This is a genomic window from Corallococcus sp. AB011P, from assembly GCF_003611605.1.
Classification (GTDB): Bacteria; Myxococcota; Myxococcia; order Myxococcales; family Myxococcaceae; genus Corallococcus; species Corallococcus coralloides.
Window position 1 is genome coordinate 627,529 of the sequence record NZ_RAVX01000002.1, and the last position, 13,574, is coordinate 641,102.

At 70.1% G+C, this 13,574-nt stretch carries 15 protein-coding genes; 7 read left to right on the forward strand and 8 right to left on the reverse strand.

Annotated features, from left to right (window positions below):
- Positions 1 to 52 precede the first annotated feature (52 nt).
- Positions 53 to 685 (forward strand): TetR/AcrR family transcriptional regulator, encoded by a 633-nt coding sequence (locus D7X30_RS07730; RefSeq protein ID WP_120562604.1) that lies wholly within the window; start codon positions 53 to 55, stop codon positions 683 to 685.
- 28 nt (positions 686 to 713) lie between these two features.
- Here D7X30_RS07730 and D7X30_RS07735 read toward each other — a convergent pair whose 3' ends face one another.
- Both D7X30_RS07735 and D7X30_RS07740 read right to left on the reverse strand, forming a co-directional pair.
- The gene (locus D7X30_RS07735; protein WP_120562192.1) at positions 714 to 1,208 is read right to left on the reverse strand and encodes a hypothetical protein; all 495 of its coding nucleotides are present in this window, start codon (positions 1,206 to 1,208) and stop codon (positions 714 to 716) included.
- Between the two features lie 73 nt (positions 1,209 to 1,281).
- Positions 1,282 to 3,003 carry a sigma 54-interacting transcriptional regulator gene (locus D7X30_RS07740; protein WP_120562193.1) on the reverse strand — a complete coding sequence of 574 codons (1,722 nt, stop codon included), beginning with the start codon at positions 3,001 to 3,003 and terminating at the stop codon, positions 1,282 to 1,284.
- A gap of 178 nt (positions 3,004 to 3,181) precedes the next feature.
- Here D7X30_RS07740 and D7X30_RS07745 point away from each other — a divergent pair, with 178 nt between their 5' ends.
- Positions 3,182 to 3,790 carry a DUF2378 family protein gene (locus D7X30_RS07745; RefSeq protein WP_120562194.1) on the forward strand — a complete coding sequence of 203 codons (609 nt, stop codon included), beginning with the start codon at positions 3,182 to 3,184 and terminating at the stop codon, positions 3,788 to 3,790.
- Positions 3,791 to 3,810: 20 nt separating this feature from the next.
- On the forward strand, positions 3,811 to 4,212 hold the full coding sequence (locus D7X30_RS07750; protein ID WP_120562195.1) for a TonB family protein: 402 nt from the start codon (positions 3,811 to 3,813) through the stop codon (positions 4,210 to 4,212).
- Here D7X30_RS07750 and D7X30_RS07755 read toward each other — a convergent pair.
- Positions 4,199 to 5,212 (reverse strand): NAD(P)-dependent alcohol dehydrogenase, encoded by a 1,014-nt coding sequence (locus D7X30_RS07755; RefSeq protein WP_120562196.1) that lies wholly within the window; start codon positions 5,210 to 5,212, stop codon positions 4,199 to 4,201. The genes D7X30_RS07750 and D7X30_RS07755 overlap by 14 nt on opposite strands.
- Before the next feature lie 47 nt (positions 5,213 to 5,259).
- On the opposite strand from D7X30_RS07755, the gene D7X30_RS07760 reads away from it, so the two are divergent.
- Together D7X30_RS07760 and D7X30_RS07765 are read left to right on the forward strand one after the other, a co-directional pair.
- A complete protein-coding gene (locus D7X30_RS07760; RefSeq protein ID WP_120562197.1) occupies positions 5,260 to 5,892 on the forward strand; it encodes a hypothetical protein in 633 nt (210 codons plus the stop codon).
- An 87-nt stretch (positions 5,893 to 5,979) separates the two neighbouring features.
- Complete coding sequence (locus tag D7X30_RS07765; protein WP_120562198.1) at positions 5,980 to 7,458, forward strand: S28 family serine protease; 1,479 nt, start codon at positions 5,980 to 5,982, stop codon at positions 7,456 to 7,458.
- A 3-nt stretch (positions 7,459 to 7,461) separates the two neighbouring features.
- On the opposite strand, the gene D7X30_RS07770 is transcribed toward D7X30_RS07765, so the two are convergent.
- On the reverse strand, positions 7,462 to 8,367 hold the full coding sequence (locus D7X30_RS07770; RefSeq protein ID WP_120562199.1) for a LysR family transcriptional regulator: 906 nt from the start codon (positions 8,365 to 8,367) through the stop codon (positions 7,462 to 7,464).
- A gap of 110 nt (positions 8,368 to 8,477) precedes the next feature.
- Between D7X30_RS07770 and D7X30_RS07775 the strand changes: the two genes are divergently transcribed.
- Positions 8,478 to 9,524 (forward strand): NAD(P)-dependent alcohol dehydrogenase, encoded by a 1,047-nt coding sequence (locus D7X30_RS07775; protein WP_120562200.1) that lies wholly within the window; start codon positions 8,478 to 8,480, stop codon positions 9,522 to 9,524.
- A 32-nt stretch (positions 9,525 to 9,556) separates the two neighbouring features.
- Complete coding sequence (locus D7X30_RS07780) at positions 9,557 to 10,000, forward strand: NADAR family protein (protein ID WP_120562201.1); 444 nt, start codon at positions 9,557 to 9,559, stop codon at positions 9,998 to 10,000.
- On the opposite strand, the gene D7X30_RS07785 is transcribed toward D7X30_RS07780, so the two are convergent.
- The 4 genes from D7X30_RS07785 to poxB all read right to left on the reverse strand — a co-directional run bounded on the left by D7X30_RS07785 (position 9,987) and on the right by poxB (position 13,459).
- Complete coding sequence (locus tag D7X30_RS07785) at positions 9,987 to 10,448, reverse strand: DoxX family membrane protein (protein WP_120562202.1); 462 nt, start codon at positions 10,446 to 10,448, stop codon at positions 9,987 to 9,989. The genes D7X30_RS07780 and D7X30_RS07785 overlap by 14 nt on opposite strands.
- A gap of 83 nt (positions 10,449 to 10,531) precedes the next feature.
- Positions 10,532 to 11,047 (reverse strand): hypothetical protein, encoded by a 516-nt coding sequence (locus tag D7X30_RS07790; RefSeq protein WP_120562203.1) that lies wholly within the window; start codon positions 11,045 to 11,047, stop codon positions 10,532 to 10,534.
- A gap of 30 nt (positions 11,048 to 11,077) precedes the next feature.
- Complete coding sequence (locus D7X30_RS07795) at positions 11,078 to 11,596, reverse strand: RNA polymerase sigma factor (RefSeq protein ID WP_120562204.1); 519 nt, start codon at positions 11,594 to 11,596, stop codon at positions 11,078 to 11,080.
- Between the two features lie 126 nt (positions 11,597 to 11,722).
- A complete protein-coding gene (gene poxB / locus D7X30_RS07800; RefSeq protein ID WP_120562205.1) occupies positions 11,723 to 13,459 on the reverse strand; it encodes a ubiquinone-dependent pyruvate dehydrogenase in 1,737 nt (578 codons plus the stop codon).
- Between the last annotated feature and the right edge of the window lie 115 nt (positions 13,460 to 13,574).

Genomic DNA, 13,574 nt, shown 5'->3' on the forward strand with positions numbered 1-13,574 from the left:
ATCACTCCTAACAAGTGATGTCAGTGACTGCAATCAGGTTATGCTGGTGCCCATGGGCCGCTGGGAACCCAACGCACGAGACCGGCTCGCACAGGCCGCGATGACGCTGTTCCAGGAGCACGGGTACGACCGGACGACGGTGGAGGAGATCGCCGCGCGCGCGGGGCTCACGGAGCGGACGTTCTTCCGCTACTTCACCGACAAGAAGGAGGTCCTGTTCGGGGGCTCGGACGCGCTCCACGAGCGCATCGTCACCACCATCGCGGAGGCGCCCCAAGGGACCGCGCCGCTCGACGCGGTCTCCGCGGCCCTCGAGTCCCTTGCCCCCTTCTTCAAGGACCGCCGCGACCATGCCCGGGCGCGACAGGCGCTCCTCGCCGCGCACGCGGAGCTGCGGGAGCGCGAGCTGATCAAGCTGGCCTCCCTGGCCTCGGCCGCCGCGGACGCGCTTCGAAAGCGCGGCGTCACCGAACCCACCGCGAGCCTGGCCGCGGAGGCAGGCATCGCGGTGTTCAAGGTCGCATTCGAGCGCTGGCTCGAGGACCCGAAGGCGCAGGACCTCTCACGGCACATCCAGCTTGGGCTCGAAGAGCTCAGGGCCGTTACCGCGAGCACCGGCACCACCGCGACTCCGGCCCCGCCGCCACGGCAGCCCGCCCGGCCGGCCAGGGCCCGCAAGCCCTGACGAGGCCCACTCCGGGGGACCGCGCGCCTCAGTCCTCGCTGCGTCCGGTGACTTCCAGCGTGCCGTTGATGGTCACCCGGATGCCCTGCGGTTTCGTGCACTTGGAGCAGTCGCTCGTCGGGCAGGACCACAACGACGTGGTCGTTCCCGGCTCATCCCCGGCGCGCAGCGTCCAGGATGCGACCTGACACGCGGGCACCGGCAGGGGGTTCTCTGTGCAGTCCTTGAGGAGCCCACTGTTGGACACGCCGATGCACCGGTCCTGCTGCACCTGGGACACGAAGCTCACCGTCTGCCCGGCCTGAACCTGCACCTTCGTGCTGCTGAAGTGCACCTTGCCGTCCGAACTGGCGGTGATGAACACCGGGATGCTCCCCTCGGGAGGCGTCGGGTTCACCGCGCAGGGCTGCACCGGCCCGCTGTCGGACGACGCCGCTTCGGAGGAGGTGGAACGGGCGCCACCGCTGGCACAGGCCAGCAGCAGTCCGGTGAGGCACAGCGGGAAGAGGACGCGGCTTCGCATGGGAAACCCTCCAGGGGGATGGGGACGACGCGACGGCTTAGCATCCAGCGTGCCATGCGGCGTGGCCCTCCGCTCAGGTGGCCTTCGCCGCAAGCCCCAGCTCCTTCAACCGCCGCCCCAGCGCGCGCTTCGACACCTCCAGCGTGCGCACCATCGCGTCCAGGTCGCCGCCGCAGGCCTCGAAGCAGCGGGTGATTTCGTCCGCGCCCAGGTCCCCTGCGGTGCGCAGGTTCGGGCTGCGCTCGATGAGGTCGTAGACGGACGGACGGGGAATGCCCAACGCGTCCGCCGTGGCCTTCAGGTCCCACGCGCTCGCCCGCAGCGCGGCCAGCAGCTCCGCCTCCGTCACCTGCGAGGGCTTGCGCCGGGGCAGCGCCTCCGGAGCCCCCGCACCCCGCGCCGGAGCCACGGGAGCGCCAGCCAAGGCCTGTGTTCCTTGCGGCATCAGCGCGGTCGCCGCTCCCGCCGCCCACGCCGGAGCCACTGCGGCGCCAATCCCCACGTGGGCTCCTTGCGGCATCAGCGCGGTCGCCGCTCCCGCCGCCGTGCCCAACGCTTCCTCCAGTTGGGGATCCAGCTGCAAGCGTGTCTGTCCCCGGCTCCCGATAACGAGCTGCCGCGTGAGGTTTCGCAGCTGCCGGATGTTCCCCGGCCACGCCGCCCGCACCAGCCGCGACGCCAGCGGCGCGGGCAGCCACGGCTCCGCGTGCGGGTCCTCCGAGTCCAGCCGCGCTGCCTCACCCAGCGCCGCCAGCTCCTCGCGCGCGAAGTGGAAGAACAACCGGCCCACGTCCTCGCGCCGTTCACGCAGCGCGGGCACGCGCAGGTCGTAGCCCGCCAGCCGGTGCAAGAGCGGCGCCTTGAAGCGCCCGTCGCGGATCTGCTCCTCCAGGTGCGCGTCCGTCGCGGCGATGAGCCGCACGTCCACCTTCACCGGCTGGCTGGCGCCCACGGGATACAGCTCTCCCGTCTCCAGCACGCGCAGGAGCATCACCTGCACTTCCGGCGGCGCCTCGCCCACCTCGTCCAGGAACAGCGTGCCCCCGTGCGCGGCGCGGAAGAAGCCCTCGCGGTCCTGCGTGGCCCCGGAGTACGCGCCCTTCTTCGAACCGAACAGCTCCGCCGCCGCCAGGTCCTTGGGGATGGCCCCCAGGTTGACGCTGACGAAGCGCCCCTCCCTGCGCGGTGACAGCCGGTGGATGGCCTGCGCCACCAGCTCCTTGCCCGTGCCCGTCTCGCCCCGGATGAGCACCGACACGTCCAGGTCCGCCACCCGCTCGATGTGCTTGCGCAGCCGTCGCAGGCCCGCGCTCTCGCCCACCATGCCCGGCGTGTCCGCCGGGCCCTCGCCGTCCAGCTCCACCGTGTGCAAGAGCAGCACCACGCGGCCCGACAGCTCCAGCGCCACCCCGTCCATCAACTCCGCCGGCCCGAAGTCCCTCGCGCCCAGGAGCGGCACGCCCGCCGCGACCACGTGCGTGCCATCCTCCGGCACCGCCAGGCGCACGCCCCCGGCCGCGAGGGCGGAGAGCTCCAGCGGCTTGCGGCTCACGAACGGATCCGCCAGCGGCAGCCCCAGCGAACTGCCCGGCTTCGCGAAGTCCGGCGCGTTGCGCGACAGGGCCAGGGTCCGCCCCGCCACCACCGCGTCCAACAGCCGCCGCTCCCCCACGCGCCGGGGCACCGGATGGGACACCACCGTCAGCGCGGGCACGGCGCGGGGAGTCCCCCGTGAACCTCCGCGCTCCTGCATCGCGGCGGCCGTGGAGACATCTGCGAGGGCGTCATGCGGCATGGCCCCGACCCTAGCGCACCCTCCCCGCCCCCTTTCGACGCGTCGAGCCGCGCCGGCCGACCCGTCGGCGCTTCTGCCGCACTGCGTTTTCGGACACTCCGCGCGGACTTCTTGAGACCTGGGAACCTACCGGGTTGAGGCGGCCCCGCTCACACGGGTAGCGTGGGAGGACATGCCGATGACCCCCGAACGCCTTGTCTTCCAGCAGAGCTTCGAAGGGCTGATTCGCGCCCTGGGTGACCACCTGGACGAGCCGTGCGCGCAGCAGTTGCGCGCGGCCGGCATCGACCCTCGCGGAAAGCTGTCGGTGGCCTATCCGCTGGAGGTGTGGGTGGAGTCGCTGAAGCTGGCGTCGTCCGTGCTCGCGCCCGAGGCCACGCTGGACGACGGCGCGGAGGTGGTGGGCCGGCGCTTCCTGGAGGGCTACGGCGCCACGCTCATCGGCAGCGCGCTCCTGGCGGGCGTGCGGCTTCTGGGGCCGCACCGGATGCTGGAGCGGATGACGCGCAACCTGCGCACCGGCACCAACTACCTGGAGGCGCGGCTGGAGCAGACAGGGCCCACGCGCTACGTGCTCACCTGCCGCCCGGTGGTGATCGCCGGCTTCTACCGGGGCCTCTTCTCCGCCGGCCTGGAGATGAGCGGCGCGCACGGCGCCTCCGTGGTGCTGATGCGCGCCGCGGGCGACGCGGCGGTGTACGACCTGTCCTGGCTGCCGGAGAAGGGCGTCAGCAAGCCCCCCGAAACAAAGCCCCTGCCGCCCCGAGGCCCCCAGCCGAGGAGCTGAGCGGGCCCTATATTCGGCCCATGCTCCACATCCCGAAAACCGCCGTGGTGGTGCTCGCGCTGGCCCTCGCATCCGGGGCCCTGGCCGCGAGCGGCAGTCCGCAGTTGCAGACCTACTTCCAGGGCTCGGTGGACAGCCCGGCCTATCAGCAGCAGGCCTTCCAGCGCGTGGCGAAGGCCTGGAAGCAGCCGGGCCCCAAGGGCACACCGGCCCTGGGCAAGAAGACCATCGTCCAGGCCGTGCTCGACAAGGACGGCAAGCTGGTCTCCACCGCCATCCTCACGGAGTCCGGCGCCAAGGCGTGGGACGCCGCCGCGCTCGCCGCGGTGAAGAAGGCAGCGCCCTTCCCGCCCCTGCCCAAGAACACCACCACGCCCACGGTGGAGGCCCACTTCCACTTCGCGTGGGTCAGCTCACCTTGATGACAATCTTCCCGAAGTGCGCGCCCTGCTTCATGTGCTCGAAGGCGGCGCGCGCTTCCGCGAAGGGGAACACGCGGTCCACCACCGGGTGGATGTCATTGAGCGTGAACGCGCGCGCCATCGCCTCGAAGGACTGACGGTGGCCCACGAACACGCCCTGCACGCGCAGGTTCTGCATCAGGATGGGGACCAGCGACACGGAGCCCGCCCCACCGGACAGCACGCCGATGACGGACACGGTGCCGCCCACGCGCAGCGCCTTGAGTGACTTCTCGAAGGTCCCCGAGCCGCCCACCTCCACCACGTGGTCCACGCCCACGCCGCCGGTGAGCGTGCGCGCCGCCTTCTCCCAGTCCGGCGTGGAGACGTAGTTGATGCCCTCCTGCGCGCCCAGCTTCAGGGCCCGCTCCAGCTTGTCGTCGCGGCTGGACGTGACGATGACGTGCGCGCCGAACAGCCGGGCAATCTGCAGCGCGAAGATGGACACACCGCCCGTGCCCTGGACCAGCACCGTGTCTCCCGCCTTGAGCCCGCCCTGCGTGACGAGCGCGCTCCACGCCGTCACCGCCGCGCACGGCAGCGTGGCGGCCTCCTCGTCAGAGAGGTACGCGGGCGTGAGCACCACGCCGTCCTCGTGCAGGAGCATCGTGTCCGCGAGCGCGCCATCCAGCGGTCCACCCAGCGTGGTGGCGGTGATGGCCTTCGTCGGTTCACCGGACTGCCAGCCCTGCGCGAACAGCGTCATCACCCGGTCGCCGGGCTTCACTCGAGTGACGCCCGGCCCCACCGCGTCCACCACGCCCGCGCCGTCCGAGTTGGGCACCAGCGGCAGCTTCTGGCGCGGGTTGTAGCGGCCCTCCACCATCATCAGGTCGCGCGAGTTGAGGCTCGTGGCCTTCACCCGCACACGCACCTGGAAGGGCCCTGGCACGGGGTCCGGCCGCTCCGCGCGCACCAGGTTGTCCAGACCGAAGGCACCGCGAATCTCGTAGACGTTCATTGCCCGGAACCTTAGAGCCAGGGCCTCCCACCGAACAGGGTCCCACCATGTCACTGCTCCAGAAGTTGATGGAACACGCCTCGCTCCACGAGCCCTGCGGGACGGCCGGGAAGCGGGCCCACCTCAAGGCCGGACTTCCGGCCTCCGCCGCGACGAAGCAGGTGGACGGAGACCTGACGCTCTCCGAAGGCACGGACCTCGTCTTCGAAGAGGGCCGCGTCCACGTGAAGGGGCACCTCCTCCTGGAGGACCAGTCCCGCCTGCTGGTCGCTGGGGACGTGGTGGTGGAGGGCAACATCATCCATGAAGGGTTCGACTACGCCCTGCTCTTCGCGGGCGGCTCCATCCAGGCGGACAACCTCCTCTTCCATGGAGAGCTGGTCGCGCTGGGAGGCCTCACCCTGCGCGGCGCGGCCTGGACCTATTACAACGATTACTCCACCTACGCGGACACACTGACGGCTCGCGCGGTGGTGGCCGACGACCGCGCGGACGCCGTGGACCAGGTCCACGCGGACACGCACCTGGAAGGGCACGCCCGGGTCATCGAGGGAGCGCTGGAGCAGTTGCTACACCCCGACGCGTGGGCCAGGTACCAGGGGGGCTCCTACGCCGCGCTGGCCAGACACCTGCGCCAGGGTCAGCCGTTGCTGCGCGACTCAGCTCCACGGCGCAAGTAATTGCCGGGAAGCACCTGGGACGTCCTTCTTCTGGAAATACAGGACCGGCATGTTCGTTCTGTCTTTCGCCCAAGGAGGGCTTTACCCATGTCACGTTTCTTCGGTCGTCCCGCGGTGCTGGCGTGTGCGCTGGCACTGGGGCTCCAGGCATACGGCGGCAGCGAACTCCCCCCGGAGTCCATCGCCCCGAGCGCGCCAGAGGTCCAGGCGCAATCCCGGACACAGGACGCGGCGCCGGACATCCTGGCGCAATTGCAGGCGATTCCCGGCCTCACGGTGCTGCTGGAGCGGCCGCCGACCTCCACTGGCGCGCGCATCTTCGTGCTGGCCTATGACCAGCCGGCGGACCACCTGCACCCGAATGGCACGCGCTTCCAGCAGCGGATGACGCTGGTCTTCCGGAACGCGGCGGCGCCCATGGTGCTGGCCAGCACGGGCTACGGCATCAGCACGAACCCCGGCCAGACGGAGCCCGCCTTCCTCTTGCAGGGCAACCAGCTGCAGGTGGAGCACCGCTTCTTCGGGCCCTCCATTCCGCAGCCCGCGAACTGGAAGCTGCTCAGCATCGAGCAGGCCGCGGCGGACCACCACCGCATCGTCCAGGCCTTCAAGCCGCTCTTCCCGGGCAAGTGGATCAGCACCGGCGGCAGCAAGGGCGGCATGACGTCGCTCTACCACCGGGCGTTCTTCCCGCGCGACGTGGACGCCACCGTGGCCTACGTGGCGCCCAACAGCTACGGCACGCAGGACCCGCGCTACGTGAAGTTCTTGAGCAAGCTGGGCACGCCCGCGTGCCGCGAGAGCATCCGCGGCTTCCAGCGTGAAGTGCTGGAGCGGCGCGCGGAGACGGAGCCGCTCTTCCAGGCGACGGGCGCGGCGTACTACGGCAGCACCTACGACTTCCTGGGCGTGGACAAGGCGCTGGAGTTCAGCGCCCTCGAGTTCGCCTTCGCCTTCTGGCAGTACGGCGACGCGTCGCTGTGTGACGAGATTCCCCCGCCGGGAGGCTCCGCGCAGGGGCTGGTGGACTTCCTGGATTATGTGGTTGGCCTCTCGTACATGAGCGACGGAGACCTGGACTACTACGCGCCCTACGACTTCCAGGCCGCCACGCAGCTGGGCAGCTACGCGTCCGACGAGGCCCACCTGAGCGGCGTCCTGCACCATCCCCGGGGCTACGACCCGCGGGCGCTCGTGCCCTTCGACATGAGGCCGTACCCCTTCAACCCCTTCGTGATGCCCATCGTGGAGGGCTGGGTGAAGGTGTTCGGCGAGCGCATCCTGCTCGTCTACGGAGAGAACGACCCCTGGTCCACGGGAGCGTTCAGCGTGAGCGCGCGCAATGACTCGTACCGGTTCTTCCAGCCGGGCGGCAACCACGGCTCCCGCATCACGGGCCTGCCGGAAGCGGAGCAGGCCGTGGCGCTGGAGCGGCTGCGGACCTGGGCGGGGCTGCCCGCGGAGAGCACCGGGTCCATGAGCCTGCGGGCCCGGAGCGAACAGTCCGCGGACCTGCCCGTCACCACGGGCGTGGTGGACCGCCGCCGCGGTCCGCCGCGCGACTGACCTTCAGGGCCGTTCAGCCGTCACCTCGCGGGCCACGTCCAGGAAGGCGCGGAACGCGGGGGACACCTGGGCGCGGCTGGGGAAGTAGAGGAACAACCCTTCCATCCACGCCGCGTAGGGTTCCAGGACGAGCTTCAGGGTGCCGCGCTTCAAGCGCGGCACGATGGTGGGCTCAAAGGCATACATGAGCGCCAGGCCCGCCTCCGCCATCGCCACCAGCACCTCCTCGTTGGTGGCGAGCACGGGGCCGCGCACGGGGATGCGCCACGTCTTCTTGCCGCGCTCCAGCTCCCACGCGTACTTCGCGCCAGTGGTCGGCAGGAAGATGTTCACGCAGTCGTGCTCCAGCAGGTCCTCCGGGCGCTGGGGCGTCCCCTTGCGCTTGAGGTACGCGGGAGAGCCCACCACCACGTAGCGGAAGCGCTTGGACAGACGCACCTGCACCATGTCCCGCTCGACGGCCTCGAACGGGCGGATGCCCGCGTCCAGTCCCTCCGCGACGATGTCCACGAAGCGGTCCTCGATGCGCAACTCCACCTCCACCTGGGGATGGCGCTGGGCGAAGCGCAGCAGGATGGGCGTCACCACCGTGGACAGGGAGATGGTGGGCACGGACAGGCGCACGCGGCCGGTGATTTCTCCCGCGCTGGCGGTGGCCGCCTCCAGCGCCTCCAACGCCTGCGCCACGGAAGGACCGGCGCGCTCCAGGAGCCGCTGCCCCGCGTCCGTCAGCGCCACGCTGCGCGTCGTGCGGGTGAGCAGCGGCACTCCCAGCTTCGCCTCCAGCTGACGCACCTGCTGGCTCAGCGCGGACGGGGAGATGCCCAGCTCGATGGCCGCCGCCGCGAAGCTGCGCCGGCGTCCCACGGCGAGGAAGGCGTTCAGGGCATTGAGGGAGGTGGTGGCCATTCGGAAGTTTTCCAACATGCATCGTGCGGATTCCATCCGTTTCGCGAACAGCCTCCCAGGGACATGTTTCCGGGCGTCGGAAGCGACACATTCCTTCAGGAGCACTGCCCATGATTTCCGCTCGCGGTTACGCGGCCCCGGATGCCTCTTCCCTACTTGCCCCCTTCCCGTTCGAGCGCCGCGAGCCCGGCCCGCGCGACGTGCAACTGGACGTCCTCTACTGCGGCGTCTGTCACTCGGACCTGCACATGGCCCGGAACGACTGGGGCTTCTCCCAGTACCCGCTGGTGCCGGGACACGAAATCGTGGGCCGCGTGGTCCGCGTGGGCAGCGAGGTGACGAAGTTCCGCCCGGGTGACCTGGCGGGCGTGGGCACGATGGTGGACTCATGCCGCGCCTGCGCGGACTGCCGGGACGGGTACGAGCAGTACTGCAAGGTCCAGGGCGTCCTGACCTACGGCAGCCGGGAGCGGGACGGGAAGGGCATCACGCAGGGCGGGTATTCGGATCGCCTCGTGGTGGACGAGCACTTCGCGCTGAAGGTGCCCGCGAACCTGGACCCCGCGGCGGTGGCGCCGCTGCTCTGCGCGGGCATCACCACGTACTCACCGCTGCGGCACTGGAAGGTGGGGCCGGGACAGAAGGTGGGCGTGGTGGGGCTGGGCGGGCTGGGGCACCTGGGCGTGAAGTTCGCGCTGGCGATGGGCGCGCACGTCACCGTCTTCAGCCACACGGACCGCAAGAAGCAGGACGCGCTGCGGCTGGGCGCCCACGAGGTGGTCGTGTCGTCGAGGCCGGAGGAGATGGCGGCGAAGGCGAACAGCCTCGACTTCATCCTCGACACCGTCTCTGCGGTCCACGACGTCAACGCCTACCTGGAGCTGCTGCGGCGCGATGGGCACCTGGTGCTGGTGGGCTTCCCGGCCCGGCCGCTGGAGGTGGCCCCCGTCTCGCTCCTCTCCCGGCGCGCGAGCTTCTCCGGCTCCGGCACCGGAGGCCTGCCGGAGACGCAGGCCATGCTCGACTTCTGCGGCGAGCACGGCATCGTCTCCGACATCGAATTGATTCCCATCCAGGGCATCAACGAAGCGTTCACGCGGCTGGAGAAGGGCGACGTGAAGTACCGCTTCGTCATCGACCTCAAGAGCCTGAAGTAGCGCGAGCACGGGCGGTGCGCGAAGCTCCAGGCATGGCCGAAGTGATCCACTTCTACAGCGTGACCGACGACTACGGGTGGTGCTCGAACTTCGCGCCCTACCCCATCAAGCTCCGGGGCAAGACCTGGCCCACGACGGAGCACTTCTTCCAGGCGCAGAAGTTCGAGAACGCCTCGGACCAGGAGGAGCTCCGCAAGGCCAACTCCCCGATGCTGGCGGCGCGCATGGGCCGGGACCGCAAGCGCAAGCTCCGCCGCGACTGGGAATCCGTGAAGGTGGCGGTGATGCGGGAGGCCCTCCAGGCGAAGTTCTCCCAGCATGAGGACCTCGCCCGCCTGCTCCAGGCCACCGGCGACGCGAAGCTGGTGGAGCACACGGAGAACGACGACTACTGGGGCGACGGAGGAGACGGCAGCGGCAGCAACATGCTGGGCCGCCTCCTCATGGAGCTGCGCGAGTCCGCTAGGAAGGCTTAGCGCGCATGGCGAGCATCGGGCGGTACGCCGCCCGGTAGGACCAGGCCAGGAAGAGCTCCGCCGCCAGGAGCACCACCGCCATGCCCAGGCCCGACGGCGCGAGGAAGGCGTGCGTCAGGAAGATGTTCACGATGACCGGGGCGATGAGCGCCAGCGCCAGCGGGACGAAGCGGTTGGCCAGCAGCAGCAGGCCCACCACCGTCTCCGTGCCCTTCACCAGCGCGAACAGGAAGCCCGTCGCCTTCATCGCGACGCCAAAGGCCACCGCCGGATCCGCCGGGTCCAGGTCCTTGGGCGCGGGAATGAACTCCAGGAACCCGTTCAGACCGAAGACGAAGAACACCAGCCCCATGAACACGCGGGCCGCCGTCGGCAGGAAGCGGGCGAACGACTTCTTCTTCGGGGAGGCGTCCACCCCGGGGGTGGAGGAGGAAAGGGTGGCGTCCATGACGTGCTCCGTTCAGGTGGAAATCGCGGGCCTTCTACTCCACGTCGAATCAGGGCCCCACGAATCGACACGCCCCGTGCTTTTCAGCGGTTCGGCAGTCCGCCTACATGGCCGTACGTCCGAGCGCGCAGCCGCAGCACCTGGTACGTGGCGCCGCAGAGGAACAGGCCCAGCAGCGTCGCCAGGGCGGCCTGTACCACCGGGGACTGCGGGCTGTCGGCCAGGGGCTTGTCCGCGGGCAGCCGGGTCAGCGTCTCGTTGATGCCCGGCACCAGCAGCACCATGAAGCTGGCCGAGTACGTGAGGGTCCGCACGTATTCCGTGGCGCGGCCGAACACGCCCAGGCCCGGCGCCGCCGCGCCCACCGCCATGAGCAGCAGCGCCACGAGCCCCAGCGCGTGGCCCGGGTTGAAGCCGCCCGTGCTGGACAGGCCGAACGACGTCACCACCGACGTCACCATGCTGGCGACGTACGCCTTGCCGACACGCGTCCCCGGGTCGATGCGCCCGTCGCGCACGAAGGCCCAGACGCCGAAGACGATGGGAGGCACGCTCACGAGCGTGTGGATGATGCCCAGGATGGACAGGGGGTTCGCCATGACAGGACTCCAGATGAGAGGGATTGAGCTTCAGGCCAGCAGGTATTCGCGGATCATCACGCGGGCGCGGTGCAGGCGGCTCTTCACCGCCGCTGGGTCCAGCGACAGGCGCTCGGCCATCTCGCGGATGGAGAGCGCTTCGAAGTCGCGCAGCACGACGACCTCCAGGTACTGCGGCGGCAGCGACTCCAGCGCGGACGCCATGTCCAGCCGCAGCGAGTCCGGCGTGTGCGCGGACATCCACTGGTCCACGAGCGCCTCCTCGTAGGGGTCGTTCTTCAGCACCGTGCGGGCCAGGCGGCGGCACTCGCGCTGGACAATCTTGAACATCCACCCGGAGAACGACGCCAGCTTGCGCACGGCGGTCAGGTGGCGGGACATCACCAGCATGGCCTCCTGGACCGCGTCGTCCACGTCGCTGATGAGGCAGCGCTTCTGCGCGTAGCGCCGGAGGTTCGGCTGCTGGAGTTGGAGCAGGTGCACCATCGCGTCTCGGTCACCGGCGTGGGCCGCGAGCAACAACGCGTCGGGAGTCGAAGTCACGCCCATGGAACCTGCCTCGTGCGACGGGGAAAATCCCCATTCGCAAGATAAGAGGCGGCCACGGGCCGGATGGATTCGCGGCCCTGCTGATTTTTCTCCGGCCCTGCCCAACCGCTGGAAATGCCAGGAGTTTCAGCGCCAGAGGTTGGTGCGCGCCAGCTCCAGCACCTCGTTGGTGCGGCCGTTGAGCAGGGCCTTGATGCCGAACAGGGTGAAGCCCGCGGCCATGGACGCGGTGATGCGCGGTGGCATCACCAGCTCCGCCTTGCTGACCACGGCGTCCACCAACACGGGCCCAGGCGTCGCGAGCGCCAGCTGGACGGCTTCATCCACCTGCGCCGGGTCCTCCACGCGCAGGCCCTTGATGCCCACGGCCTCCGCCAGCGCGGCGAAGTTCGGGTTCTGGAGCGCGGTGCCCACGTCGAGCATGCCGCCCACCTGCTGCTCCATGGCCACGAAGCCCAGGGAGCTGTTGTTGAACACCACGACCTTGATGGGCAGCCCCAGCTGCACCAGGCCGATGAAGTCCCCCATCAGCATCGTGAAGCCGCCGTCACCGGAGAAGGCGATGACCTGCCGGTCCGGGAAGGCCTTCTGCGCGCCAATGGCCTGCGCGAGGGCGCTCGCCATGGAGCCGTGGTTGAAGGAGCCCACCAGCCGCCGGCCACCCTTCATGGTCGCGTAGCGCGCGGCCCACACCGTGGGCAGGCCCACGTCACAGGTGAAGATGGCGTCGTCCGCCGCCTGGAGGTCGAACGCGCGGGCCACCTGCGGGGGGTAGATGGGCTTCTTGCCCGCCGTGCCCTGCCCCAGCGCGTCCAGTTCCTCGCGCGTCTTGCGATAGTGCGCGAGCGCGCGCTCCAGGTGCTTCGTATCGCGCTTCGCTTCGATGCGGGGAAGGAGCGCCTGGACGGTGGCGGACACGCTGCCCACCACGCCCAGGTCCACCCGCGTGCGCTTGCCGATGTTCTCCGCGCGCACGTCCACCTGGATGATCCGCGTATCGGCGCTGTCCGGGTAGAACTGCCGGTAGGGGAAGTCCGTGCCCAGCATCAGCAGCACGTCGCAGTCGATCATCGCCCAGTACCCGGACGCGTAGCCGATGAGCCCCGTGAGCCCCACGAAGTGCGGGTTGTCCTTCTCCACGAACTCCTTGCCCCGGAGCGCGGAGACGACGGGCGCCTGAAGGCGCTTCGCCAGCTCCACCACCTGCGCGCCCGCGCCCTCGCAGCCCGCGCCGCACAGCAGCGTCACGCGTCCGCCGCGGTTGAGCAGCGCGGCCATCTGCTCCACCTGCGCGGAAGAGGGCATCAGCTGGGACGGCGATGCGCGCAGTGACTCCGGCGTGGGGGCGCGCGCGTCCTCCGCCTTCAGCATGGCGATGTCGCCGGGGAGCACCACCACGGCCACGCCGCCCTTGCCCACCGCGCTGCGGACGGCGATCTCCGCGGTGCGCTGCATCTGGTTGGGCCCGGAGACCAGCTCGCAGTAGTGGCTGCACTCCTTGAAGAGTGACTCCGGATGGGTCTCCTGGAAGTAGCCGGTGCCCAGCTCCACGGAGGGAATCTGCGCGGCGATGGCCAGCACCGGCGCCCGGCTGCGGTGGCAGTCATACAGGCCGTTGATGAGGTGCAGGTTGCCGGGGCCGCAGCTCCCCGCGCACACGGCGAGCTGCCCGGTGAGGTGCGCCTCCGCGCCCGCGGCGAAGGCGGCGGCCTCCTCGTTGCGCATGGGCACCCATTCGATGTCGCCCCGCCGGCGCAGCGACTCCGTGAGGGCATTCAGGCTGTCGCCCACCACGCCATAGATGCGCTTCACCCCCGCGAGCGCGAGGACCTCCACGAACTGGTCCGCCACCGTCTTCTTCATGGTCCACCCTCGCCTGGGCCGGTTCACCCCGGGCGAAGATGTGCACCGTCCCGCAGGCCCGCGACCGGCCGTGCAGGCAAGGGCTCCACACAAGGCTGGCTGCCCGGTGCGGGAG

Bases quoted from the DNA above. Each gene is read 5' to 3' on its own strand.
- D7X30_RS07750 (WP_120562195.1), top strand. From the start codon at position 3,811: ATGCTCCACATCCCGAAAACCGCCGTGGTGGTGCTCGCGCTGGCCCTC.
- D7X30_RS07730 (WP_120562604.1), top strand. From the start codon at position 53: ATGGGCCGCTGGGAACCCAACGCACGAGACCGGCTCGCACAGGCCGCG.
- D7X30_RS07740 (WP_120562193.1), bottom strand. From the start codon at position 3,003: ATGCCGCATGACGCCCTCGCAGATGTCTCCACGGCCGCCGCGATGCAG.
- D7X30_RS07790 (WP_120562203.1), bottom strand. From the start codon at position 11,047: ATGGCGAACCCCCTGTCCATCCTGGGCATCATCCACACGCTCGTGAGC.
- D7X30_RS07785 (WP_120562202.1), bottom strand. From the start codon at position 10,448: ATGGACGCCACCCTTTCCTCCTCCACCCCCGGGGTGGACGCCTCCCCG.
- D7X30_RS07735 (WP_120562192.1), bottom strand. From the start codon at position 1,208: ATGCGAAGCCGCGTCCTCTTCCCGCTGTGCCTCACCGGACTGCTGCTG.
- D7X30_RS07760 (WP_120562197.1), top strand. From the start codon at position 5,260: ATGTCACTGCTCCAGAAGTTGATGGAACACGCCTCGCTCCACGAGCCC.
- D7X30_RS07765 (WP_120562198.1), top strand. From the start codon at position 5,980: ATGTCACGTTTCTTCGGTCGTCCCGCGGTGCTGGCGTGTGCGCTGGCA.
- D7X30_RS07780 (WP_120562201.1), top strand. From the start codon at position 9,557: ATGGCCGAAGTGATCCACTTCTACAGCGTGACCGACGACTACGGGTGG.
- D7X30_RS07745 (WP_120562194.1), top strand. From the start codon at position 3,182: ATGACCCCCGAACGCCTTGTCTTCCAGCAGAGCTTCGAAGGGCTGATT.
- D7X30_RS07755 (WP_120562196.1), bottom strand. From the start codon at position 5,212: ATGAACGTCTACGAGATTCGCGGTGCCTTCGGTCTGGACAACCTGGTG.
- D7X30_RS07795 (WP_120562204.1), bottom strand. From the start codon at position 11,596: ATGGGCGTGACTTCGACTCCCGACGCGTTGTTGCTCGCGGCCCACGCC.
- D7X30_RS07770 (WP_120562199.1), bottom strand. From the start codon at position 8,367: ATGGCCACCACCTCCCTCAATGCCCTGAACGCCTTCCTCGCCGTGGGA.
- D7X30_RS07775 (WP_120562200.1), top strand. From the start codon at position 8,478: ATGATTTCCGCTCGCGGTTACGCGGCCCCGGATGCCTCTTCCCTACTT.
- poxB (WP_120562205.1), bottom strand. From the start codon at position 13,459: ATGAAGAAGACGGTGGCGGACCAGTTCGTGGAGGTCCTCGCGCTCGCG.